This is a genomic window from Roseivirga sp. UBA1976 (assembly GCF_002336325.1).
GTDB classification, from domain to species: Bacteria; Bacteroidota; Bacteroidia; order Cytophagales; family Cyclobacteriaceae; genus Roseivirga; species Roseivirga thermotolerans.
Window position 1 is genome coordinate 41297 of the sequence record NZ_DDDQ01000009.1, and the last position, 23592, is coordinate 64888.

Here is a 23592-nt window from a genome sequence, read left to right on the forward strand (position 1 = left end):
AGCATGAAACGATCAAAAACAGTCAGATACCTGGCAACCATGCTGATGGTAGCCCTCTATGCCTTGCCAATGCAGGCACAAGAAGGCTCTACCGATAATGCGCGAAACAAGCGTATGACCACAGCCAGTGGAGGATGGTTTTCAGGGGGTATAAACACCAGCTTTATTTCCGTAGGGCAGAATGGTGCGAGTACCTTGCTTACCGCTACCGATGGCCAAACCCAGTACAAAGGCAACTTTGGCTTTGTGGTACCATTGGTTGAAAAAATAGAGCCCAATCAGGCACCAATAGCCATATCGGCAAGCCGATCGGTATTCTATAAACTTGGCGATGTACTGCGTCTCAATGGTTTCGACCCGGATGGAGACGCTATAAGGTTCGAGGTGACTCAAGGGCCTGAAAATGGAGAATTAACAGTATCAGGTGCTCGTGCAGGACGTTTTACGTTCACACCGGCCGGTAGCCTTTTGCCCAAAAATGGTTACAAAGACACCATTCGGTTCAAAGCTATAGAAGTTGAAGGTGAGAAACTAGAATCTGAAGTGGCCATGCTGCCCTTTACTTTCAACGTGGCCGATGAAGCACATGAAATCACGAATCTGACCGTTGCCTCTTCTTCAGAAAGTGCCAAAACCCTGGCCCTGACACTGACCGATTCACGGTTCAATGCCAACTACACCATAGACATTGGCTATATAGACCTATCGAATCCTTCGGCTCCAAAACAGGTATCCATTGTAAATTCCGGCTTTAGCCTGGAGAGTTTCACACAAGACTCCAATACACTCACCCAAACCATTAGTGTGAGCAAAACGGACCATCCTTACCTGTTTAGTGCTGAAAAAGCCATCATTACCGTTTTGGTTAAAACACGTTCCGGATTTAGTGACGATGACCTGTTTGTTTTGACCAATACAAGCAACGGCAGTGGTGGTACTATTAGCCATTTAGATTCGGATACCCGATTCTTTACTCAAAACGGAGACACAAAAAGCCTTACCAATCAAACTTCTTCCGATGGGCTATTCTTCAGTTTTGCTTCGGAGAAAGAAACTCCGGAAAACACGGCCGTTTCTATGAACTTGTTTGCCGTAGAATTAGGTGACTTTGACCTTAACAATGCCTCAATAGCTATAACTACCAACCCCAAGAAAGGCTCTATTACCGACCCTGTTTTGGTAAAGTCTTCCGCCAACCTGGCACAATGGACGGTGTTTTATAGCCCGGTAGGCGATGTGGGTTATTTAGATTCGCTGGAGTTTACAGTGACCAGTGCCGACAGAGAAGCTTCGGTTTCCGCGTTTGCCAAAGTGCAAGTGGTAGATGTAAACGACCCGCCAACACTTTCGGCCATTGCCGATCAGCAACTAAATGAAGAGGAAGCCGGAACCGTAGACCTGAACTTTGCCGATGTAGATAACGACCTTATAGTTACCGTTACTTCATCCAATGCCAACCAGGTAGCGGCCACAGTAAGCAATGGCCAGCTAACGTTAACTCCTGCCCTCAACTTTAATGGAAAGGTAAACATTACGGTACTGGTAGAAGAAGAAGGCACCAGCGAGGCATATTCAAAATTAGAAACCTTTGAAGTAGAGGTTGTGGCCGTGAACGATGCCCCAATTATGGCCTCAATTAGCGATCAGGTGATAGATGAAGACAATGTATTTACATACACGCTATCTGCCACTGATGTTGATGCTGCAGTGCCATTGTTCACTTACAAAGCAACCCCCGATATAGCCGGAGTAGCCACCGTTTCCATCAATGGGAATGTGCTAACAGTAACTCCTTCGGCCAATTACTTCGGTACTATAAACTTTAGTGTAACAGCCGATGACCGTCTGGGAACTAATACTTCTGTTTCGGCAGCAGAAACATTTAGCCTTACCATTAACCCGGTAAACGATGCTCCCGTTTCAGTAGCCACCATTCCCGCCCAAAACCTGGTAGATGTTCAGCCCGCTTATATAATGAATCTTGGGCTATACTTCGATGACGTGGAAACATCAGATGCTAACCTTACCTTCACTCATAATGCTACCGGCACTCTGTTCACGCTTTCGGTAGAGCAAAACAACCTTACCGTTACTCCAATTCAAGGGCAGAGTGGTAGTGAAGACGTAACCATTACTGTAAGTGATGGAGAGCTCTCTGTATCGCAAACCGTTACTTTCAATATTCAGGGCAATAGTAGTGACATTACAGCCGCAACTATAGATAATGTGAGCATTGATGAAGATGCCGGAGCCTACACAGTAGATTTGAGTGGTGTTTTTGCTGACACAGGCGATCCTTCCGCTCAATTCTCCTACACTATTGGAGGTCTTTCAAAGGTGAGCTCATCGTTGAATGGCACAGATTTGGTGTTGACTCCCGAGGCAAACTTCAATGGCACAGAGACCATTTTAGTAATAGCCAGTGCGAATGGGAAAACTTCATTTACCTCATTTCAGATTAATGTAAATGCCGTAAACGATGCTCCTACCCTGGGTTCTGTCAGTGCACAAAGCATTCAGGAAGATGGCCTGTTGAGCGATCTGTATATAACGTTTGAAGATATAGATACAGACGCTTCAGACCTCAGCTTCACAGCCACTTCATCTAACGAATCGCTCATTGCTTCTACAGCTATTGGCATAAGTAAAGGAAGCAATGGTATAACACTTTCTGCCCCAACCCTTGCCAATGCTTCGGGCAGTACAACCATTACCGTTACTGTTTCTGATGGTGAACTTACCGCCACTCGTCAGTTTACGGTAAACGTACTTTCTGTAAACGATGCGCCAACAGTCATTTCTACAACTATTGCGGCCGCTTTGGAAGATGCTGCTTACGAGCAAGCATTGTCCGGTTTGTTTGCCGATGTGGATGGTGATAACCTGAGCTACAGTATAGAGGGTGGTCCTGAATGGCTAAGCATTGACAACGGCTCTTTGAGCGGAACGCCAGGCAATGATGATGTGGGAAATACCTCCTTCTATATAACCGCAAGTGATGGTTCGGGCGGCAGTGTGCGACAGCAGTTTAGCATTACTGTTACCAATACCAACGATGCCCCTGTGGTGGTATCTCCTGCTGCGGATATCACTGCTACTGAAGATGTATTACTGAGCTCATTTATCAGTAGCTCAATCTTTAATGATGTAGATGGAGATAATCTAACTCTCTCGGCCACTTTTAGCGGAGCAAATTGGTTAACCTTTGATGCAACCAACAATCGCTTTACCGGAACCCCTGGCAATGATGATGTCGGTACGGTGAATATTACTATAACCGCTACAGATCCTGATGGGGCCTCTGCCTCGGACGAATTGGTACTTACGGTAGTGAATACCAATGACACTCCCACCGATTTGGCCCTTTCGGCAATAACAGTAGCCGAAAACAGCGACATAGGTACAGTAATAGGAAGTCTTTCAACTACCGATGTAGATGCCGGAGACTCATTTACTTATACTCTGGTGTCCGGATCGGGTGCAGAGCATAATGATGTCTTTGCCATTGCCAATGGCAATTTGGTAACCAATGCAGCTATTGACTTTGAAAGCTCAGCCAGTCTTAATTTAAGACTGCAAACCACCGATGCGGCCGGAGCCACTTACCAGAAGTCTTTTACTATTGTGGTGACCAATGTAAACGAAGCTCCTACCGCGCTAAGCCTGAGTAATTTAAGCTTGGCTGAAAACAGCGGAAACAATGCTGAAGTGGGTAGTTTGAGCACTACCGACCCGGACAATGGAGACAGCTTTACTTACAGCCTGGTTTCAGGTGCTGGAGACACAGACAACAGCGGCTTTGACATTAGCAATGGAAAACTGGTGTCTAAAAACAGTCTGGACTTCGAAACTAAAAGCAGCTATTCGGTAAGAGTGAAAACCACTGATGGCGGAGGCCTGTCTACTACCAGCAGCTTTACCATTACCGTAACGGATGTCAATGAAACACCAACCGACATTGGTATATCGGCCAGTTCAATTGATGAAAATGTGGATGAAGGCACCGTAGTGGGCGTACTTAGTACTACCGATGAAGATGCTAACGACAGCTTTACTTACAGTCTGGCTTCAGGAAGCAATGACAATGATGCCTTTAGCATTGACGGTAGCAATCTAATTACTGCCGCAGCAGTAGATTTCGAAACCAAAGCGAGTTATACAGTGATAGTTACCACCACTGATGGCGGTGGCAATACGCTGGATAAAACCTTGACGATTACTGTAAACAATGTGGCCGAACCTTCAATAGCCGCTATTGACGGGTTGGTATTTGCAACCACTGATATTGAAGAAACTTCTACCCTTACGTTTACCGTGGAAAACACAGGAGATACAGAAATTGAAGTTTCTTCTATTGCGCTACCAGAAGGCTTTTCTGCCGATAAAACTGCGTTTAATGTAGCCATTGGCAGTTCTGCTGATGTAATAGTAACTTTTGCCCCGGACGAAGCCAAAACCTACAGTGGCGAAATAGTAATGCAATCGACCGTAGGCGAAACACGAATCAACGTGGTGGGTGAAGGAACAATTGTTACCGGGCTTGATGACGATATGCTTAAGGCAACCCAGATTGGGTTGTATCCCAATCCGGCTCGTGATGTTGTGACCATAGACCTAACTCAGCTACCTCATATTCAACCGGACCTTGCCATTGTAGACTTAAATGGCAACAGCGTTTGGAGCAAACAAAAGGTGCAGGAATCAAAGGTAGAGTTGGATACAGGTACTTATCCGGCCGGCACTTACCTTATCAGAATATCTTCTGATAAGGGCAGTGTGGTGAAAAAGCTAATCATTGTAAAGTAAGTCAGCATGAAACAGAAGATCATTAGAACAAACTATATGTTGCTGAAGAGTCTAATGCTGGGAATCATCTTGTTAACCACCGCCTCTTGCAAAGGTGGTGGTGATGATACCCCTCAAAAGACTCCTCAAGAAATAGCACAGGAAGTAATGGAAGCTACCTGGAGCCTGGAAAATGGAGGGTCTATAACCCTGGATGGCAGCAATGTCTCTAACCGCTATGAAGGCTTTACCCTTCGTATAGGAAATAAAACCTACACCACTACCAATGCTGGAGAGCTTTTTCCTGCTACAGGTACATGGAACTGGGTGGGAACATCGGACGACCAGGTAACTACAGAAAGCGGTAAGGAAATAACCATTACCGAGCTAAGCTCTACTCGTTTTGCCTTTTCATTTAGAAAAACCGACCAAAACGTGGCAGCAGGCGTACCCGGCAATTATGTGGTTACTCTTACCAAGTAACCTGACAAAACTTAAAAGCATACGCTGTTTTTTTTAAAAAATACCTAGATCAGGGTATTGAGTACGGAAGTAATCTGTGAGACCTTTACATCGTCAGTAAAGATTCATATAGTAGTCTGATTTAGTTGAGTCTCTTGGAAATGGGAACCGCAGAAGGTGGTTCCCATTTACCCCTAACCCTGAAACCCTATGACTGAAAAAGCCATCAATACCATTTCAAAATTTGTAAGCAAGGTTTCTGATAATTTTGAGGTAATTATTCTTGTGGCCGTTATACTTTTTATTCTGCTCTAGCTCCATAAGCCACAATATCCCAACCCCACTATTGCACATCTGTCTGATTACCTTCCTCCCGCGCACACCCCCTTTTAATTATCACTCCTCTCTTTTTAGAAAGAACCATTTTATGGGGTTACAATTTAGATTGCATAGAACTAAACTTCTATCATAAACCGCGTTTTACAACACCTTAATAAGAGCCATTGATGAAGATACAAATGGTAGCAAAGCATAATTGGTGTCATAAGGAAGTAACCCTGTCATTTTAATTAGTGGTCCGGGAAAAAAATTGCATACCATAGCAACAAAAAAGGCCGGTAATTTACCGGCCTTTTCGCAATATCTATGAATAGGAATTATCCATTCAGCACTTTGGCCATGGTTTCACCAATATCTGCAGGAGATTTTACTACATGAATTCCACATTCGGCCATAATTCTCATCTTGGCTTCAGCAGTATCTTCAGCACCTCCAATAATGGCCCCGGCATGACCCATTCTTCTACCCGGAGGAGCTGTTTGGCCGGCAATAAAGCCAACTACAGGCTTTTTATTTCCGGTAGACTTAATGTACTCTGCAGCCTGGGCTTCGTAGTTTCCACCAATTTCACCAATCATAACAATGGCATCGGTTTCATCATCTTCCATCAACAGCTGCACCGCATTTTTAGTTGGTGTGCCAATAATTGGGTCGCCACCAATACCAATGGCAGTAGAAATTCCCAAACCGGCTTTAGCCAATTGATCAGCAGCCTCATAGGTTAGGGTTCCTGACTTGGAAACTAGCCCTACTCTACCCTTCTTAAACACGAAACCGGGCATAATTCCGACTTTGGCTTCTTCCGGAGTAATAACTCCCGGGCAGTTAGGACCAATAAGAGTAACATCTTTTCCTTTAAGGTATTCTTTGGCCACAACCATATCTTTTACAGGAATACCCTCAGTAATAGCAATGATTACCTTAATGCCGGCATCGGCTGCTTCCATAATGGCATCGGCCGCAAATGCCGGTGGAACAAAAATGATCGAAACATCCGCTCCTGTTTCTTTCACGGCATCGGCTACGGTATTAAAAACAGGTCTGTCTAAGTGCGATTGGCCACCTTTTCCCGGTGTTACACCACCAACCACATTCGTTCCATATTCTATCATTTGACCTGCGTGGAATGTACCTTCAGAACCGGTAAATCCCTGCACAATCACTTTTGAATCCTTATTCACTAAAACGCTCATTGCTATGGGTTTAAATTTGTGGCAAAAATAGAACATAATATCGCACGACCAAAGGGAATATTGAGTATCGAACAGTGTTCCATCAGCTCAATTGGCCGTTTGTCTGGTACATTAGATCATTAACAGATTTTAACCGAAAATTTTTATTCTTATTGAAACCATTTGAGCCTACAGAGCGTCTAATAGACAGAAGTTAATTCTGAAAGAAAGGAGCTCAATAAAGCTCATCAGAATTTAATTCCAGGAGAAGACGTTTAAAACATAGTTAGTTAGTTTTTAGTATTTTAAGGTTGAAGATGAGAAAAGCCCCAAATGGGGCTTTTTTCGTTGATGGGCCTAACCCCGACTAAACAAACAGGCCTTCACTCCATCAAATTTTTATACTATTTTCGGTCTTCACGAAAAGCACAATCACCTTGAAAGAACCACAGTTTTTTGGAGCAAAACTGTTTGGCCTGATTGCCGGGCCGCTCTTGTTTTTCCTTATCCAGTTTATTCAACCTGGCGATGCCCTGAGTGCCGAAGCATGGAAAGTGATCGGTATAGCCCTTTGGATGATTATATGGTGGATTACCGAAACCGCTCCTATACCGGTAACAGCTTTGTTGCCTATTATTCTTTTTCCATTGACCGGGGTGTTTACGGTAGATGAAGCCACTGCTCCCTATGCCAACAAAATCATCTTTCTATTTATGGGAGGCTTTATGCTTGGTTTGGGTATGGAAAGGCACAATCTGCACAAGCGAATTGCCCTAACCCTTATAAAGAAAACCGGCACTAACCCCAATGGCATCATTTTAGGCTTTATGCTTACTACAGCTTTTATATCTATGTGGATTAGCAACACAGCCACCACCGTTATGATGCTCCCCATAGCCCTATCTATCACCCAGTTGTTAGACATTGATGAAAGCGCAACCAAAGGCAAAAGGCGTTTTGCTCTGGGGCTAATGCTAGGAATTGCCTATGCAGCCAATGTGGGTGGAACTGCAACTATTATTGGAACTCCGCCCAATGTGGCCTGGGTAGGCTTTATGAACGACATGATCGGTTATGAGATAACCTTCGCGCGCTATCTTATGATTGGCCTCCCCATTTGTTGTCTAATGCTGACCATCAGCTATTTGGTTATTACCAAAGTAATGTACCCGAGTGGTCTCAAATCATTGTCCGAATCGGCCGAAGTAATTGATGAACAATTAAAAAGCCTTGGTAAAATTTCGAAACCCGAGAAATATGTAGCGGCCATATTTGTGCTTACAGCCCTTACATGGATTTTGAGAGGAAGCATTAACAACTGGTTAAACACCGATCTACTAAACGACTCGGTGATAGCGGTAACAGGTGGTACTCTTATGTTTATCACTCCCATAAAGCTTAAGGAAAACAAGTTCCTGCTCGAATGGGAATACACCCGTAAACTACCCTGGGGCATACTCTTGCTCTTTGGAGGCGGGCTCACACTGGCCAAAGCCATGGAGAAATCGGCCATAGTAGAGTTTGTGGGAGAGAGTATTGCCGGGGGAGGCGAATTAAATACCATTCTACTAATTGCCGGGCTAACGGCCTTCATGCTTTTTATGACCGAAATTATGAGCAATGTAGCTCTCACAGTCATCTTTGTTCCAGTGGTTATAGGCATATCGCAAACACTCGACATGAATCCGGTATATCTCACTCTACCGGTTACCCTTGCCGCCAGTTATGCCTTTATGATGCCTATCTCCACCCCCCCCAACGCAATTGTTTTTTCCAGCGGAATGATACGCATGAAAGAAATGATTAGGGCAGGTCTGGTGCTCAATCTTATAGCCATTGCCTTGCTTGTACTTCTTTCTCAAACACTCTTACCTCTGGTTTACTAAGATGAAAGAAGCAACCAAAATTTTCGATCGGCTAGTTCAGGAAAGAAGGTCGGTAAGAATCTACGATCAAGAAGCTCCATTCGATGATGAAGCTGTACAGAGAAGTATTGAAAGAGCCGTTCTAGCTCCAAATAGTAGCAACATGCAGCTTTGGGAGTTCTACAGGGTTGAATCAGATGAGGCCAAAAAACAGGTAGCCTGGATGTGTATGAACCAAAAGGCGGCCAAAACAGCCCGAGAATTGGTAGTGGTGGTAGCCCGCAGAGACCTTTGGCGAAAAAGGCAGAAAGCATTGGTTCAGGAAATGAAAAGAGTCTATCCCGATGCTAAGTCTAAGCAAGCACAGCGGGCTATGAACTACTACAGGAACCTCATACCCAAGTATTATTGGAGCGACTGGTTCGACCTATGGGGCTTTCTTAAAAAGTGCATTTACTTTTTTGTTGGCCTCAAGCGCCCAATGGTGCGCCATGGCAATCGAACGGATATCCGAATTTCTGTTCATAAAAGCGCTGCACTTGCAGCTCAAAACTTTATGATGAGCATGAAGGCCGAAGGTTATGATACTTGCCCGATGGAAGGAATGGACTCCCTCAGAATCAAACGCTTCCTAAGACTTCCCCGAAAGGCTGAGATTGTAATGGTTATTGGTTGCGGGCCTTCGGCAGAAGGAGGCATTTATTCTGAAAGGTTCAGAATTCCGAACGAAGAAGTCATTTTCCGGGTATAGATAGTCCTACCTTTGGGTTTAAAGCTACCCTATATCTTTTGTTATCGGAAAATATACCTCATCTTCAGAGGTAGTAGGCATTTTAGATACTGAACTATTTCACCATATTTAAATAACCAATTATTGTATTATGAATTCAAGACGCACAATTTCCCTACTGGTCATTTTTTGTTTACTAAGCACTACCTCATGTATGGAAATGCTCGAAAGAGTCTTTTTCCGATCCAATGGAGGTGGCACATACACCTTTGCCATCAATATGTCCGGAATGAAGTCTTTGCTTGCCGGCTATGGTGAAGAGCTGGATATGAAAGACCTGATGAATGAAATAAAAATGGGGGACTCCACCTTAACCCGAAAAATAGGAGGTATAGAAGGTATTAGTAACATTAAAGCCAACTTCGACACCACCAATTTTACTATTGAAATGTCGTTTGAATTTGCTAACCTCGAAGCACTTAACCAAGGCATCAGTGCCTATTATCACGATGAATCATCTCCATTGGACATAGAGCAATACACACTTTATGAACAGAAAGGGGGCGAAATAATTCGTACCAACCAGAATGTAATGTTAGATCAAATCATGAAATCCATTAAAGAAGAGGCTGGTGGTTCTGAAGAACTAGACATGGAGTTTGTAGAAATGTTTCTGTCCGATATGAAGTATACCCAAGAGATCTCGTTCGAAAACGAAATCAAAAAATTTTCTAACGATGAGTATACGCGCACAAACAGTAACACCATTACTTGGACCAAATACCTCTTTAATAAACTCGATGTTAAATCGAATATTGGGGTAAAAGTGAAAACAAAATAGAAATACACATTTAAACCCTCCCCTTAATTCAAGGGGAGGTGGTTGAAGACCCGAGAGATCACTTCTTCTTCATACTCATATCAGAATCTCGCCTGGCCTTAAATTCCGAACCTTCATTCCACTGCGGCCAGTAGGTTTCATTGGCCAATCTGTAGCCCACGTTAAAGAGTAACTTGGCATCTTGAACGATACCTTTTAAGTCCCACTCCTCCGGCTCATAGTTGTCTTGAGGCTGATGATATTTTACTGCGAGATACTCCTTGGTTTTCTCTTCAATATACTCCACACCTTTCTCCTTAGACTCATAAGAACCAGAAGCATACAATGCAGGAATACCCACTTTAGCAAAGTTGAAATGATCTGATCGGAAGAAGTAGCCTTTTCCTGGATCGGGGTCAGGAATAACGTATCTCCCTTGTTTCTCAGCAGCCGTTGTCGCATAATCATCTAGCTCCGACTGGCCATAACCTGTAATGGTCAGATCTTTCATTTCGCCATAAGCCGGCAGGCCATCAATGTTGATATTCGCTACGGTTTGGTTAGGAGGGAAAATCGGGTTTTGAGCGTAGTATGCCGAACCAAGAAGTCCCTGTTCTTCGGCCGTCACGAAAAGGAAGACCACAGATCTTTCCGGCTTTTTCTCCAGCCCGGCAAAGGCTTCGGCAATAGCCAATAGGCCAGTGGTACCGGAAGCATTGTCATGAGCCCCATTGTAAATGGAATCGCCATCGATTGGTTCGCCCACACCCAGATGATCCCAATGCGCTGAATAGATAATGTATTCGTCTGGTCTTACAGAGCCTTTTACGATACCCACTACATTTCTCGACATATCACGCTTTACTTCGTTAGTCACACTAACCGAAGCAGTTAAGCCCATAGGAATAGGTTTGAAATCTTTGGTTTTGGCTATCTCAGAATAGTCTTTGATTCCGGCAGCTTTGAACAATTCAACAGCAGTATTTCTGGTAATCCAACCTTGAATTGGGCATTTGTAGCCGGCATTCGGATCGTCAAGATTTAGTTTGGAGCCTGTCCACGAGCTTTGAACTACCAACCAAGGGTAACCAGCCGGAACAGTTTCATGAACTATCAATACACCGGCAGCGCCTTGTCTGGCAGCCTCTTCATACTTATAAGTCCATCGACCATAGTAGGTCATTTCTTCTCCTTTGAAAAAAGTGGAATCACCAGAACTAAAACCCGGATCGTTCACCAAAACCACCACAGTTTTGCCCTTTACATCCAGCCCTTCATAGTCATTCCATCCATATTCGGGAGCTACAATGCCATAACCGGCATATACCAACTCAGAGTCATCAATACCCACAACCTCGTCCGTTCTCTCGGTATAAACCACCACATCTTTCATGGTTTCGAAGGTCATGATTTGCCCCTTGCCTTTGACCACCATGGTTGGTGATTGCGTTCCGGTAATTTCTACCAAAGGCACATCCTGAAAGTAAGAGTCGCCATTACCGGGAGCCACACCCATAGCCTTTAATTCGGACTCCAGATAATGAATGGTTTTCTCCTCCCCTTCCGTAAAAGGCTTTCTACCCATAAAATCATCAGAAGCCAATACCTGCAAATGCCTGTCGATAGATAGTGTGTCCATCTGAACATCGAACCCTGCGCGTTCAGTCGATGAACCTCCACAGGAATAAATCAAGGCCAGAATAGCCAGAAGCGATATATTTTTGAATAGTCTCATAAGTCTGCTTTATGCCTTGAATTTATGGAAAATTAGTTCTCAATTAAAACTCCTACCCTCAATAGAAAACAACCAGCAATGGCATGATTTGAGAGGGATTATAATTAACTTGAAGCTATGTCTACTCCCTTAGCTGAAGATAAAGCAAAGTTGATTTCGAAGATCAATGAAATAAAGGATCAGTCTGTGATAGACGACCTCATGCGTCTACTTGCCATAAATTCCGATGATTCTATTTATCTCTTATCAGATGGGCAGCGTGCCAACATCATGGAGGCTCGGGAACAAATCAAAAAAGGGCAAGGAATAGACTCAGGGCAAGCCGACCATGAAATTGACCAATGGTTAAACGAGTAATTTGGTCGCCAAGAGCTCAAACAGAGCGTAAGGAAATTCTAGATTTTTGGTTCAAAAGAAACAAAAGCAAAACATACTCCCGAAAGCTCAATAGATTATTCAAAGAAGCAATAAACCTAATTATCGATTACCCCGAAATTGGCAAGCGAACTGATTTGGAGAATGTTCGAGCCAAAATAATTCGTGATTACATTATGTTCTATGAAATCAATGATGATGAATTATTCATTCTTTCGATTTGGGATACTCGGCAAAATCCAGAGAATCTTAAGTTGAAAATATAGTTCAACCTTTGCGCCCTTAGCGGTTAACCTTCACCACAGAGTTGGCGGAGATCGCAAAGGTCACTTCCGTCCTCAAGCTTCAAGCTTCCAACTTCGCGCTTCAAGCTAGTAGCCATACTTCTCCTTCCACATAGCTTTCAAGCGTTTACGCATTTCATCTTCGCGCGCATTACTTCCCGGATCGTAAAGTTTAGTGCCTTTTATTTCCTGAGGCAGAAACTCTTGCTGCACAAAGTTTCCCGGATAATCATGGCTGTACTTATAGCCTTGACCATAACCTTCTTCCTTCATCAGCTTCGTTGGAGCATTGCGAATAGGCATTGGAATGGACAAATCACCTGTTTTTCGAACTAAATCTTGCGCCTTATTGATCGCCATATAAGCTGCATTGCTTTTAGGCGATGAGGCCAAATAAGTCACAGCCTGAGAGAGTATAATCCGACCTTCAGGGTAGCCAATCATATTCACGGCCTGAAAGGCATTGGTTGCTATTACCAAAGCAGTAGGGTTGGCATTGCCAATATCTTCTGAAGCCAGAATCACCAGCCTTCGGGCAATGAATTTGATATCCTCACCACCTTCAATCATTCGGGCCAAATAATACACTGCAGCATTAGGGTCGCTTCCACGAATGGATTTAATAAAAGCTGAGATCACATCGTAGTGCATATCTCCGGCTTTATCATAAGTCGCTACTCGTTGCTGGGCAATGTCTTTGACCAACTCATCAGTGACCACGGCCGGATCGTCTTCAATATTCTGAACTACCAGATCTAGCAGATTGAGCAATTTGCGAGCATCTCCACCTGAAATATTAAACAGTGCCTGCGTTTCTTTCAGCTCTACTTGTCGCTTGCTGAGGATTTCATCCTTTGCCAAAGCCTGCTCTATCAAACGGAACAAGTCTTCTTTAGAAAGTGCCTTGAGCGTATACACCTGGCTTCTCGATAGCAAAGCGGAATTCACTTCAAATGACGGGTTTTCGGTAGTGGCACCAATCAGCGTAATATCTCCCTTTTCAACAGCCCCAAGCAAAGCATCTTGCTGCGACTTGTTGAAACGGTGAATTTCATCGATAAAAAGAATAGTATTCGACTGAAACTTGGCCTTTTGTATTACCTCTCTTACTTCTTTCACTCCTGAACTGATGGCACTCAGGGTAAAAAACGGAGCCTTCACCGAGTTGGCAATGATATTAGCAATGGTGGTTTTACCCACACCCGGAGGTCCCCAGAGGATCATAGATGGAATTCTGCCTGCATTAATCGCTCTTCGCAAAACTCCCTCCTTTCCTACCAGATGCTCCTGTCCAATCAGGTCATCAAGCGTTTGAGGCCTCACTCTTTCGGCAAGCGGTTTTCGGGTAAAATCCATGCGGCTAATTTAAGTTCTCTAAGCTAGAAGGAAACCTTCGTGCCTGAAAATCGACAGAATTATTTCTAAGCTCGAAACTGCCATCAAGTCGGACGACTAAGCAACATTCCGGTAACTAAGTCACGGACAGAAAGGACTTTGACCCCAACCCTTCCCGAGGCTTCGGGAGGGTAAGGCGATGAAGCTTTTCGACTTGATAAAGCTAAAGTCCCCTTTAGGGGATTTAGGGGTACTATTTCAATCCAATCGTTGGTAGAAAAAAGTAAATTTTCAGGAACATGATCACTGTTTATTCGGTTCAAGATTGTAATAGTTGTTACTTCTTCAAAGTATGCGTGCTATACCTTTGAAGAAGCTTTTCCACCCCTAATACAACCATTATGGATGTAGAAATCTTAGCCCGAATCCAGTTTGCCTTCACTGTGGCCTTTCACTACATCTATCCACCCTTGAGCATTGGCCTCGGACTGGTCATGGTCTTTATGGAAGGGCAATACCTTCGAACCAAAGACAAGACTTATGAGGTACTCACTAAATTCTGGACAAAGATTTTCGCTCTGACTTTTGGCATTGGCGTAGCCACCGGAATTGTAATGGAATTTGAGTTCGGCACCAATTGGGCCACTTATTCGCGGTTTGTAGGCGATATTTTCGGGAGTGCTTTGGCGGCCGAGGGAATCTTTGCTTTTGCTCTCGAAAGCGGTTTCTTAGGCGTTTTGCTCTTTGGTTGGAACAAGGTAAGCCCTCGGGTACATTTTATCTCCACCGTAGGAGTATGGCTGGGCAGTATGTTTTCGGCCATCTGGATTGTAGTGGCCAACAGTTGGCAACAAACACCGGCAGGTTATCATGTAGTAGGAGAAGGAATCAATGCCCGGGCGGAGGTCACCGATTTCTGGGCGATGGTTTTCAATCCCTCGAGCGTTGAAAGAATTCTCCATGTATGGATTGGTGCTTTTCTGGCCGGAGCATTTCTCATCATCTCCGTTCATGCCTATTATCTACTCAAAGGAAGGCATGTAGAGCTTTCTAAAAAAGCCATCAAAATAGCACTTGGCGTTGCTTTGATTTCTTCTTTAGCTCAACTCGTTACTGGTCACGCTTCTGCTGAAGTGGTTGCTGAACATCAGCCAGCCAAACTAGCGGCCATGGAAGGGCACTTTGACGAAAACGCTCCCGCTGACCTCTACCTATTTGGCTGGGTAGACAAGGAATCGAAAGAAGTAACAGGCTTAGCCATTCCGGGAGGGACTAGCTTTTTGACACATCAGGATTTTAATGCACCCATACGTGGTTTGGACAGCTTTCCTCAAGATGAGATTCCAACTCAGATCAATGCGGTTTTTCAATTCTATCATATCATGATTGCCATAGGAATGGGCTTAATCGGTCTAACTATTCTGGCCACATTCTATTGGTGGAAAGGCAATTTATTCGACCAAAAATGGTTTTTAAAAATATTGGTGATTTCGGTACTGCTTCCGCAAATAGCCAATCAGGTGGGTTGGTTTACAGCAGAAATGGGTAGGCAACCCTGGGTGGTTTATGGGCTTTTGAAAACCTCAGATGCACTCTCGGAAGTAGTCACGGCAAATCAGGTATTGTTCTCCCTTATCCTATTCTTTATAATTTATGCTTTGCTTTTCACCTTATTCATTTATCTATTGAATAAGAAGATTAAGCACGGCCCTGATGAATCGCCATTGATGGATCAAAGGCCAAGACAAAGAGATGTAAGCAACGCATTTAGCAACTAATATGGGAACGTTCATAGGCATAGAATACTCAACCTGGTGGTTTCTTGTGGTAGGAGCCCTGTTCTCTGGTTATGCCATTTTAGATGGCTTCGATCTGGGTGCTGGTGCCTGGCATTTGTTCTTTAAGAAGGAAGAAAGTAGAAGAATTGCCTTGAACGCTATCGGTCCAGTTTGGGATGGAAATGAGGTTTGGCTGGTGATTGGTGGCGGTGCACTCTTTGCGGGTTTCCCTGTGGTATATGCCAATATGTTTTCGGCCATGTACATTCCCTTTATGCTGTTTTTGGCCGCCCTGATTTTTCGGGCGGTGGCTATAGAGTTTAGGTCGAAAGAAGAAATGCAGTGGTGGCGAACCATGTGGGACGTGAGCTACAGTGTGAGCAGTATTTTACTAGCCTTGCTCTTGGGCATTGTTTTAGGGAACATCCTCATTGGAATTCCACTAGACGAAAACAAGCAATTCACAGGTCATTGGCTGAGCTTCCTGAACCCATATGCGATTATGGTTGGCGTCACCACACTAGCTGCATTTATGATGCATGGTGCCATTTATCTAGGCATGAAAACCAAAGGAAAGCTCTATGCTCAGATCTATCAGTTTCTGAAAAGAGCCATCATCTTTTTTATTGTCAGCTTTGCCCTGGTCACGGTTTACACCCTCATCTACATTCCACATCTAACAGACAAAATCAGCAGAAACCAGTGGATGTTTATTATTCCGGTAATTGCCTTTTTGGCTATCGCTAATATTCCGAGACTTGCCACCAAGAAAAAATTTCTTCAGGCATTTCTCTTTTCTTCGCTCACGCTGGCCATGCTTTTGGTCATTGTGGCGATTGAGCTTTACCCAACCATCATTTACAATACAGCCGACCCAGCACATCATATTACCGTTTCCAATGCAGCATCTTCATCAAAATCCCTAAAGATCATGCTGATCATGGCCGCTATCGGTATTCCATTAATAGCCACCTACACCTACTTTGTCTACAAAACCTTTTGGGGCAAAGTGGAATTGGATGAGCATAGTTATTGATAAGACGGAAGACGGAAGTCGTTAATCGGTTAATCGGAAAGCAGAAAACAGGCTTGGTTTGCTTTGCCATGTCAAATTGAAGCTGCAAAGCTCCTGGCTTCTGTCCTCCTCGCGGAGGAGGTGTCCCGAGTACTCGGGACGGAGGAGGATATTGCCTTTGAACTTGAGACTTTATAGAAAGACGGCTAAACCAGCTATCTTCAGAACATGAACAAAATCAAGTGGCTCTATTTGGTTACTATCATCTTGATTGGTAGCAATTCCTCCAAAATTTATGGTCAAGCCAACCCTAGTTCATCTCTGACCATATTCGAAATAGGCAGCAATAGAATTGAAGTATTAAACCTCATAGACAAAGAGTTTAATATTCATATTTCAGAAGATACCGCTGTTTTTGAAAACCTTGTATTTGACAATTTTATTGGGAAAACTCTGGTCTTTAGCAAAGGTCTACAAAACGTTAAAGTTGAGGTCAAATATGGTTTTTCTTTCCTCCAATATACTATCGATGACGTCCCTGCCTACTCTATTCCATATTATATTAATTATACAGACTTCTATGATCTTGATGTAAATGACAATCACATTGCATTACCCGACTACTATGGAAATTCAGACGCTATGAAAGTTTACGAGCTAATGGGCTTTGAGAGCCTCAAGGGTATAGAACTTTGGATTCAAGGGCTTGACTTTGAAAAGGTTCGAGCCATCTCTTTTAAGGAACAAAAGTCATTCTTTGAGAACCTAATGGAGAACAAAACCACCTATGAAGAATGTTGTCAGGAATATATCGGTCAGGCTCAAAAATTCTTAAACTCATCGATTGAAGATTACAAATCCTTCACTGACTTGAATCTCGAACTTTATCCAAAGCAAATCATTATCGTTATTTCAGGAAACACTGAATTAGGCCCCCCCTTCCGGAAAACGATCATAGAAAAGCAAAACACTTATAGATAACCCTCTTCACCCTGAAGTCTAATATCTAATATCTCTCATCTATAGCCTCATTCAACTTTAAACATTCATCACTCAACATTACCAAATCCACTCCCGAGCAATTTCTTCCGCTCCCTTAAAAGCTCCGGTTCTAGCCATGGCCACAGCGTACTTTTGATCATCACAAAAACTCAAAATGTTATGAAAAAAGTAGTTGTACGATTGATAGCAATAATCGCGTTTGTAGTTGGCTTGCAGGTTCAGGCCTCTACCCCCTCTAAACTTAATGCTAGAGTCATTGGTGAAGGTCAGCCCATGATTATGATTCCTGGACTCACCTGCGATGGAGCTGTCTGGGACACCACCATCGAGGCCTTGGGAGACCAGTATCAGTACCATGTACTTACGCTTCCCGGTTTTGCAGGTCAAGCACCTTTGGCAGATGTGGAAGCCGGTTTCTTCAATCAAATCAAGTCATTGGTTTACCAATATATAGAAGAGAACCAGCTTGAAAAGCCCATTATTGTTGGTCACAGTTTAGGTGGTTTTCTGGCTCTTCAGATTGGAATTGAGAAACCAGACTTAGCTGAAAAACTAGTGGTGGTAGACGCGCTACCCTTTATGACGGCCATTCAGATGCCCACCGCAACAGAAGAGAGTGCCAAGCCATTTGCTCAGAATATGAAAACTCAAATGAAAGCCGCTGCCAGCCAGACCGATGAACAAAAAAGAACCTTTCAGCAGATGCAATTGCAAAGCCTCATCCGCAACAAAAAGTACATTGAAACAGCGACCAACTGGGGTGTCTCCAGCGATATGAACACCGTTGCCCAAGCCATGTACGAGATGTACACCACTGATATTCGTGCCGATTTGGCCAAAATTAAAGTACCCACTTTAGTATTGGGCGCATGGGCGGCCTATGAGTCTTATGGTTCGACCAAAGAGAGTGTTATGAACATGTATAAAGCTCAATATGCCAAGCACCCAAATCTGAAACTAGATATTTCCGAAGGTGGCTACCACTTCATTATGTGGGACGATCCCGAGTTCTTTCTCAACTGGCTCAACAAATTCTTGTAACAGAAAAGAGGGGTAGTGTCTGCGAAGATTCACTACCCCTATCTTGAGGGTAAAACATAAAAATTGTATACAAATACAACAGTCCCTTTCTGAAGATTTAGGAGAGAAAAGATTTATTTCAAACTTTACCCAATTGAAAAGTCATTTTTTAAGATGAACAAGCGTGTAGTCTATTGGATTTGCCAGGTTGGAGGCTGGGGGCTTTATACCCTCTTTCTCATTGGCATGATTGCCCTGTTTGGGGGAGAAAATTCCATTACTCGTTCTACGCTCATTTTACAGTCCATTATCTATGTGTCGCTAATTTTATTTTCACACCTCTTCCGTCTTCACATCCAAAGAAAAAACTGGTTAGACCTAAGCATTGGCAAGCTCATACCAAGGGCCATTCTTGGCACCTTTATTACTGCCACACTAGCTCAAATTTTCATCCACATAATCATATACCTATTAGTACCACTTTCAGGAATATCCGGTTTTAGTTGGGGAGGTTTTGTGGGGTATGTCTTCAACATTTTTCTGGTTCTTATTCTTTGGGCCGCTATCTATTTCATCATAAAATTCATCGAAAAGAACCGTAACTCTGAGCTGGAAAAACTAGAACTAAAATCGGCCTTGCAAGAAGCTGAGCTAATGATTTTGAAGAACCAGGTAAACCCCCACTTTCTTTTCAATGCCCTCAACAACATTCGGTCACTCATCTTGGTAGAACCTGAAAAGGCCCGCAAAATGGTAACTCATATATCCGATCTGCTGAGATACTCCATTCAGTTCAATGCCTCAGAAAAGGTTGGGCTTAAAGCCGAAATCGAGATAGTGAAAGACTATCTGCAATTGGAATCCATACAATTTCAGGAGAGGTTGCGCTATACTTTTACTATCGACCCGGAAACAGAAAACGTTCAAATCCCTCCTATGGCCATTCAATTATTGGTTGAAAATGCCATCAAGCACGGACTTTCAACCCAAAAAGGAGGAGGAGAAATACACATAAAGACTAATATTGAACAGAACCACCTGCTTATAGAAGTAACTAACAGTGGCCAACTAAAACCAATACAAAAAAGAGAAGGCGTTGGGCTGAAAAACCTGGTTGAACGCATGAAGATTCTCTTCGGACACTTTGCTGAATTCAGGCTTGAAAATAGCAGCAAGGAAACCGTCACGGCCACCTTAAAGATTCCACTAAAATGAAGGCACTTATAGTAGACGACTCTCAACTGGCCCGACAGGAACTAAAACACCTGCTCAAACACTTTAGCCACGTTCATATTATAGGCGAAGCAGAAAATGCTGAACAAGCATTAACCCTTATAGAGGAAAAACAGCCTCAACTGCTATTTCTAGATATTCAAATGCCCGATAAAGACGGCTTTGAACTGCTGGAAGAACTAATCGATGTGCCAGAAGTAATTTTCACCACGGCATTCGATCAGTATGCCATGCAAGCCTTTGATCATAATGCGCTCGATTACCTTCAAAAACCCATCAAAGAAGAACGGCTGAGTTTAGCACTCGAAAGAGCTTCTGAGAAAATTCGTTTGCGAGAAGAAAAAGAAAGCAAGGTCAAGCCTTTGGGACTTTCCAGCCAGGTGTTTGTAAAAGATGGCGAGCAATGCTGGTTCGTGTCTCTTGCCAATGTGCGCATGATGGAAATTATGGGAAGCTACACCCGAATTTTCTTCAACAACCAACAACCCATGATCCCCCGTTCGCTCAACTACATGGAGTCCCGCCTCGATCCGGAAGTATTCTTCAGAGCCAACCGCCAACAGATTATCAACCTCAAATATATCGACCGAATTGAACCGTGGTTCAGCGGAACATTAAAACTATACCTGAAAGGTGGTGAAGAAGTAGAAGTGAGCCGCAGACAGAGCATTCGCTTTAGGGAAATTATGAGCTTTTAATAGCAATATGCCCAACAAAAGTTCATGAATGAATTATAAGTTTGCTTTTGCCTTCCATAGAAAACCAAGTAATTTTCGGCCATGAACAAGGTGGAGATTAAGGCAAGGCTAGAAGATTCTTACGATCATTTTCTAAAGTTCATCGGTGGTCTTTCGAAAGACGAATTTGAATATGCCCCGGAGAGAAAGTGGAATGCCGGACAACAGGCCGATCACCTTATAAAAAGTACACGCCCGCTAGAGAAGGCCCTGGGCTACCCCAAATTTCTCATCAAGTTTAAATTCGGTCTTGCCAACCGCCCCTCTAGAACTTATCCCGAGTTGGTAGAGCGATACAAACAAAAGCTTACCACGCTGGAGGGAGATCCTCCCGGAAACTTTGTGCCCAAACGGGTACCTTTTTCAGACCTAAACAAAGTCACAAAAACACAAAAAGAGATTGTTTCCGGCATACAGGAAAAACTCTCCAAATGGTCCGAGGATCAACTAGATCAATACATCTTTCCTCACCCTTTACTCGGCAAAGTTACCGTACGCGAAATGCTCTATTTCACCATCTACCATGCCGAACACCACCAGAATGTGGTGAAGATCTATTTGAAGGGAATCTGACCCTCTCCGAGCCCTTATTTCAGGGGTAGAATTAGCCTCGTTTATAAGGGTCAACTTTGGAGAGCAGAAACTAATTCCCCTCCTGTCGCCAGTTATGGTGTCCCCACCGTGACACACAAAGCATCAGATCCTATCCTTAATATGAGTTAGAAAACTGAATTGACCAGAGTCAGAATAATAAAAAGAGGCTGATGAATATTCATACAGAGTAAAATCTTCAGCTAAATTCCATTTACCAGAGACAGGGTTATGATGTATATAGTCAAGTTTTTGATAGATGACTTCTGGTGAATATAGATGTACAGAACGACTCTTAGGCTGCCAGATATCGAAATTCCTATCCTTCCAGTCAACCTTAAGTTCCCTGAGAGCCTTTGGGTCGGACTTTAAAGATTGAATGAGTTGGTGACCTGTATATTTCTTAAAACTGGCTATAGGACTCTCTTTTCCGTTCCAGTTTATTATCTCAAGAATAGCGTGAAAATGATTAGGCATAATTACAAATCCATATACCGCCAACTTATCCCTTTCTACCAAAAACTGAAGAGAATCGATCAGAATATCCTTTCTAAAGGGCTTTTGTAATATTGGAATCCAGTTATTGATAGTACAGGTATAGAAATAGAGTTTGTGTGTATCCATTATATGAAAGTAAGAATTAATGAGCGGAGGCCAATCGGTGAGGACACCGATTGTGGCTGCTAGGCACTATTCTGACTTAGACATTTTTTAGCCAGTCATGGCTCCCCTGCTGTCGCCAGTCATGGTGTCCTCAGGTGCTTATATACGTGTTAGACCACGAAATTTATTTTGATTTTGGCTGGTTTTAAACTGCTAAGTCAATAGTACAATTTATTACTCAAGTGTAATTATGTATATGTTGATTCATTTAAAGACAAAAATCATTACATTAAACGAATCAAAATGGAAGAGTTAGTTTTTAGACTACATGGAGAAGGGATAAATCCTGAGACTTTAAGATCAAGGGATTTGGGTGATCTATTGATAAAATTTGAAGATTCAATACGTACTCTTATCAGAGAGCAAAATGAAGATATTGGAGATGATGAAATATTCTTATCGGTTGTTGATATAGAGTCTGATAGTGTCGGAATTAAATATAAACCTAACCTAAAAGAGGTAGTTGCTGCTTTTGTATTAATAGCCTCATCATTCAATTCTAATAATTTCGATATACTACCAACAAAAACGATTATAGACCTAAAAGAAATTCAGTCAAGAACAAGAAAGTATAATTGTTCTGCTGAGTTCAAGGTAAATGGAGAGGTACTTGGTGAGTTAAGACCGGACACAGAGATTTCTATAAGTGAAAACCTAAAAGTAAGAGGTGAAACTAGTATTTATGGGAAATTGGTTAGGGTTGGCGGTGTTGAACCAAAAGCAAGGCTTGAGCTATTAGATGGATATACTATTTCTGTAGATATTTCAGAATCCCTTGCTCAAGAAATTGCCAAAGATTTATACAAGACTATAAACCTTAATGGCAATGCCGTATGGAATACGAAGGATAGTCAAATTATTCAGTTTAGAGCAGAATCAAGGGGTCAATATACGGAGACCTCAAACAGGCAATCATTTTCAGAATTATCAGACCTCCTCGGGGAATATTGGAATCCTATAGACAACATTGATGAAGTACTAAATGAGTAAATCAGGTCTCGTTTGCGTGGATAGCATGATATGCGTCTGGGGCATAAAAAAGGAAGCAATCGAGGAACAAAAACACATGATACCTAGAACAGAGGCTTTTCTCGATTTTCTCGATGAAAGTGGAAAAAAGATATTATTACCGGCTCCTGTAATAGCAGAAATACTTACACCAGTAGATGATGAGGAAAGAAAATCAGAAATTATCGAGTTAATAAATAGAAGATTTGTAGTGGGGTCTTTGGATGCAATGGCGTCTATAAAAGCGGCAGAGATAGCCAATAAAAAAAACGACTGGAAAGAAGTATACACGGAAGGAGAAACTTTCCATAGAAATAGGTTTAAGTTTGATACATTAATTGTTGCTACAGCAATAACAAAGGGAGCGGAAGTACTTTATACACACGATTCTAAATTCAGGAATTTAGCATCTGAATATTTAGAGTGTAGAGACTTACCGAGTATCGCAATTCAAGGAAAACTCTTTTAAGTTCACAGACACTAATATCTTTTTACCCTCTGAATTTAATAGTCTTCTAAATCTATTCTGTTATCCTTCTTTCTTATCAATGTGTGATAACTAGGAAAGCCGGGGCCATCAACAGACTCACATAGCTTTTTGAGATTACCGCCAACTTATCCTTTCTACCAAAAACTGAAGAGA

General features: G+C 42.8%; 20 protein-coding genes. 16 read left to right on the forward strand and 4 right to left on the reverse strand.

Annotation, left to right across the window (positions count from 1 at the left end):
• Positions 1 to 3 precede the first annotated feature (3 nt).
• Both B3763_RS00905 and B3763_RS00910 read left to right on the forward strand, forming a co-directional pair.
• The gene (locus B3763_RS00905; protein ID WP_286742651.1) at positions 4 to 4806 is read left to right on the forward strand and encodes a tandem-95 repeat protein; all 4803 of its coding nucleotides are present in this window, start codon (positions 4 to 6) and stop codon (positions 4804 to 4806) included.
• Positions 4807 to 4812: 6 nt separating this feature from the next.
• Positions 4813 to 5268 (forward strand): hypothetical protein, encoded by a 456-nt coding sequence (locus B3763_RS00910; RefSeq protein WP_189628271.1) that lies wholly within the window; start codon positions 4813 to 4815, stop codon positions 5266 to 5268.
• 635 nt (positions 5269 to 5903) lie between these two features.
• Here the strand turns inward: B3763_RS00910 and sucD are convergent.
• Positions 5904 to 6779, reverse strand: a complete 876-nt coding sequence (gene sucD, locus B3763_RS00915) for a succinate--CoA ligase subunit alpha (RefSeq protein WP_286742654.1) — start codon at positions 6777 to 6779, stop codon at positions 5904 to 5906.
• Positions 6780 to 7195: 416 nt separating this feature from the next.
• Between sucD and B3763_RS00920 the strand changes: the two genes are divergently transcribed.
• The 3 genes from B3763_RS00920 (at position 7196) to B3763_RS00930 (ending at position 10194) form a co-directional block, all read left to right on the forward strand.
• Entirely contained in the window at positions 7196 to 8644 is a 1449-nt protein-coding gene (locus tag B3763_RS00920) for an SLC13 family permease (RefSeq protein WP_189628273.1), read from the forward strand.
• Position 8645: 1 nt separating this feature from the next.
• Positions 8646 to 9374, forward strand: coding sequence for a nitroreductase family protein (locus B3763_RS00925; protein ID WP_286742658.1), 729 nt, complete (start codon positions 8646 to 8648; stop codon positions 9372 to 9374).
• A 130-nt stretch (positions 9375 to 9504) separates the two neighbouring features.
• Positions 9505 to 10194, forward strand: a complete 690-nt coding sequence (locus tag B3763_RS00930; protein ID WP_286742659.1) for a hypothetical protein — start codon at positions 9505 to 9507, stop codon at positions 10192 to 10194.
• Positions 10195 to 10252: 58 nt separating this feature from the next.
• Here the strand turns inward: B3763_RS00930 and B3763_RS00935 are convergent, their stop codons facing one another.
• Entirely contained in the window at positions 10253 to 11908 is a 1656-nt protein-coding gene (locus B3763_RS00935; RefSeq protein WP_286742662.1) for a M28 family metallopeptidase, read from the reverse strand.
• Positions 11909 to 12025: 117 nt separating this feature from the next.
• Here B3763_RS00935 and B3763_RS00940 point away from each other — a divergent pair, with 117 nt between their 5' ends.
• Together B3763_RS00940 and B3763_RS00945 are read left to right on the forward strand one after the other, a co-directional pair.
• Positions 12026 to 12265, forward strand: a complete 240-nt coding sequence (locus tag B3763_RS00940; protein WP_286742664.1) for a hypothetical protein — start codon at positions 12026 to 12028, stop codon at positions 12263 to 12265.
• A complete protein-coding gene (locus tag B3763_RS00945; RefSeq protein WP_286742667.1) occupies positions 12250 to 12549 on the forward strand; it encodes a type II toxin-antitoxin system RelE/ParE family toxin in 300 nt (99 codons plus the stop codon). The genes B3763_RS00940 and B3763_RS00945 overlap by 16 nt, the downstream gene beginning before the upstream one ends.
• Before the next feature lie 105 nt (positions 12550 to 12654).
• On the opposite strand, the gene B3763_RS00950 is transcribed toward B3763_RS00945, so the two are convergent.
• Entirely contained in the window at positions 12655 to 13923 is a 1269-nt protein-coding gene (locus B3763_RS00950; RefSeq protein ID WP_286742669.1) for a replication-associated recombination protein A, read from the reverse strand.
• Positions 13924 to 14303: 380 nt separating this feature from the next.
• Between B3763_RS00950 and B3763_RS00955 the strand changes: the two genes are divergently transcribed.
• From B3763_RS00955 to B3763_RS00985, 7 genes are all read left to right on the forward strand, one after another.
• A complete protein-coding gene (locus B3763_RS00955) occupies positions 14304 to 15680 on the forward strand; it encodes a cytochrome ubiquinol oxidase subunit I (RefSeq protein ID WP_286742672.1) in 1377 nt (458 codons plus the stop codon).
• Between the two features lies 1 nt (position 15681).
• Positions 15682 to 16716 (forward strand): cytochrome d ubiquinol oxidase subunit II, encoded by a 1035-nt coding sequence (cydB, locus tag B3763_RS00960; protein WP_286742675.1) that lies wholly within the window; start codon positions 15682 to 15684, stop codon positions 16714 to 16716.
• Between the two features lie 207 nt (positions 16717 to 16923).
• Positions 16924 to 17676, forward strand: a complete 753-nt coding sequence (locus B3763_RS00965) for a hypothetical protein (RefSeq protein ID WP_286742677.1) — start codon at positions 16924 to 16926, stop codon at positions 17674 to 17676.
• Between the two features lie 180 nt (positions 17677 to 17856).
• Positions 17857 to 18738, forward strand: coding sequence for an alpha/beta fold hydrolase (locus B3763_RS00970; protein ID WP_286742679.1), 882 nt, complete (start codon positions 17857 to 17859; stop codon positions 18736 to 18738).
• A 153-nt stretch (positions 18739 to 18891) separates the two neighbouring features.
• Positions 18892 to 19932, forward strand: a complete 1041-nt coding sequence (locus tag B3763_RS00975) for a sensor histidine kinase (protein WP_189628282.1) — start codon at positions 18892 to 18894, stop codon at positions 19930 to 19932.
• Complete coding sequence (locus tag B3763_RS00980; RefSeq protein ID WP_286742683.1) at positions 19929 to 20648, forward strand: LytR/AlgR family response regulator transcription factor; 720 nt, start codon at positions 19929 to 19931, stop codon at positions 20646 to 20648. Before B3763_RS00975 ends, B3763_RS00980 begins: the two co-directional genes overlap by 4 nt.
• Positions 20649 to 20729: 81 nt before the next feature.
• On the forward strand, positions 20730 to 21260 hold the full coding sequence (locus tag B3763_RS00985; protein WP_189628284.1) for a DinB family protein: 531 nt from the start codon (positions 20730 to 20732) through the stop codon (positions 21258 to 21260).
• 123 nt (positions 21261 to 21383) lie between these two features.
• Here B3763_RS00985 and B3763_RS00990 read toward each other — a convergent pair whose 3' ends face one another.
• Positions 21384 to 21902 (reverse strand): transposase, encoded by a 519-nt coding sequence (locus B3763_RS00990; protein WP_286742686.1) that lies wholly within the window; start codon positions 21900 to 21902, stop codon positions 21384 to 21386.
• A 282-nt stretch (positions 21903 to 22184) separates the two neighbouring features.
• On the opposite strand from B3763_RS00990, the gene B3763_RS00995 reads away from it, so the two are divergent.
• The gene (locus tag B3763_RS00995; protein WP_286742688.1) at positions 22185 to 22931 is read left to right on the forward strand and encodes a hypothetical protein; all 747 of its coding nucleotides are present in this window, start codon (positions 22185 to 22187) and stop codon (positions 22929 to 22931) included.
• Positions 22924 to 23418: a PIN domain-containing protein gene (locus tag B3763_RS01000; RefSeq protein WP_286742691.1), complete on the forward strand. Its 495-nt coding sequence runs from the start codon at positions 22924 to 22926 to the stop codon at positions 23416 to 23418. The genes B3763_RS00995 and B3763_RS01000 overlap by 8 nt, the downstream gene beginning before the upstream one ends.
• Positions 23419 to 23592: the final 174 nt, after the last annotated feature.

Excerpts from the sequence above, each read along its gene's own strand:
- B3763_RS00905 (WP_286742651.1), top strand. The coding sequence starts at position 4 with ATGAAACGATCAAAAACAGTCAGATACCTGGCAACCATGCTGATGGTA.
- B3763_RS00910 (WP_189628271.1), top strand. The coding sequence starts at position 4,813 with ATGAAACAGAAGATCATTAGAACAAACTATATGTTGCTGAAGAGTCTA.
- sucD (WP_286742654.1), bottom strand. The coding sequence starts at position 6,779 with ATGAGCGTTTTAGTGAATAAGGATTCAAAAGTGATTGTGCAGGGATTT.
- B3763_RS00925 (WP_286742658.1), top strand. The coding sequence starts at position 8,646 with ATGAAAGAAGCAACCAAAATTTTCGATCGGCTAGTTCAGGAAAGAAGG.
- B3763_RS00930 (WP_286742659.1), top strand. The coding sequence starts at position 9,505 with ATGAATTCAAGACGCACAATTTCCCTACTGGTCATTTTTTGTTTACTA.
- B3763_RS00935 (WP_286742662.1), bottom strand. The coding sequence starts at position 11,908 with ATGAGACTATTCAAAAATATATCGCTTCTGGCTATTCTGGCCTTGATT.
- B3763_RS00940 (WP_286742664.1), top strand. The coding sequence starts at position 12,026 with ATGTCTACTCCCTTAGCTGAAGATAAAGCAAAGTTGATTTCGAAGATC.
- B3763_RS00945 (WP_286742667.1), top strand. The coding sequence starts at position 12,250 with ATGGTTAAACGAGTAATTTGGTCGCCAAGAGCTCAAACAGAGCGTAAG.
- B3763_RS00950 (WP_286742669.1), bottom strand. The coding sequence starts at position 13,923 with ATGGATTTTACCCGAAAACCGCTTGCCGAAAGAGTGAGGCCTCAAACG.
- B3763_RS00955 (WP_286742672.1), top strand. The coding sequence starts at position 14,304 with ATGGATGTAGAAATCTTAGCCCGAATCCAGTTTGCCTTCACTGTGGCC.
- cydB (WP_286742675.1), top strand. The coding sequence starts at position 15,682 with ATGGGAACGTTCATAGGCATAGAATACTCAACCTGGTGGTTTCTTGTG.
- B3763_RS00965 (WP_286742677.1), top strand. The coding sequence starts at position 16,924 with ATGAACAAAATCAAGTGGCTCTATTTGGTTACTATCATCTTGATTGGT.
- B3763_RS00970 (WP_286742679.1), top strand. The coding sequence starts at position 17,857 with ATGAAAAAAGTAGTTGTACGATTGATAGCAATAATCGCGTTTGTAGTT.
- B3763_RS00975 (WP_189628282.1), top strand. The coding sequence starts at position 18,892 with ATGAACAAGCGTGTAGTCTATTGGATTTGCCAGGTTGGAGGCTGGGGG.
- B3763_RS00980 (WP_286742683.1), top strand. The coding sequence starts at position 19,929 with ATGAAGGCACTTATAGTAGACGACTCTCAACTGGCCCGACAGGAACTA.
- B3763_RS00985 (WP_189628284.1), top strand. The coding sequence starts at position 20,730 with ATGAACAAGGTGGAGATTAAGGCAAGGCTAGAAGATTCTTACGATCAT.
- B3763_RS00990 (WP_286742686.1), bottom strand. The coding sequence starts at position 21,902 with ATGGATACACACAAACTCTATTTCTATACCTGTACTATCAATAACTGG.
- B3763_RS00995 (WP_286742688.1), top strand. The coding sequence starts at position 22,185 with ATGGAAGAGTTAGTTTTTAGACTACATGGAGAAGGGATAAATCCTGAG.
- B3763_RS01000 (WP_286742691.1), top strand. The coding sequence starts at position 22,924 with ATGAGTAAATCAGGTCTCGTTTGCGTGGATAGCATGATATGCGTCTGG.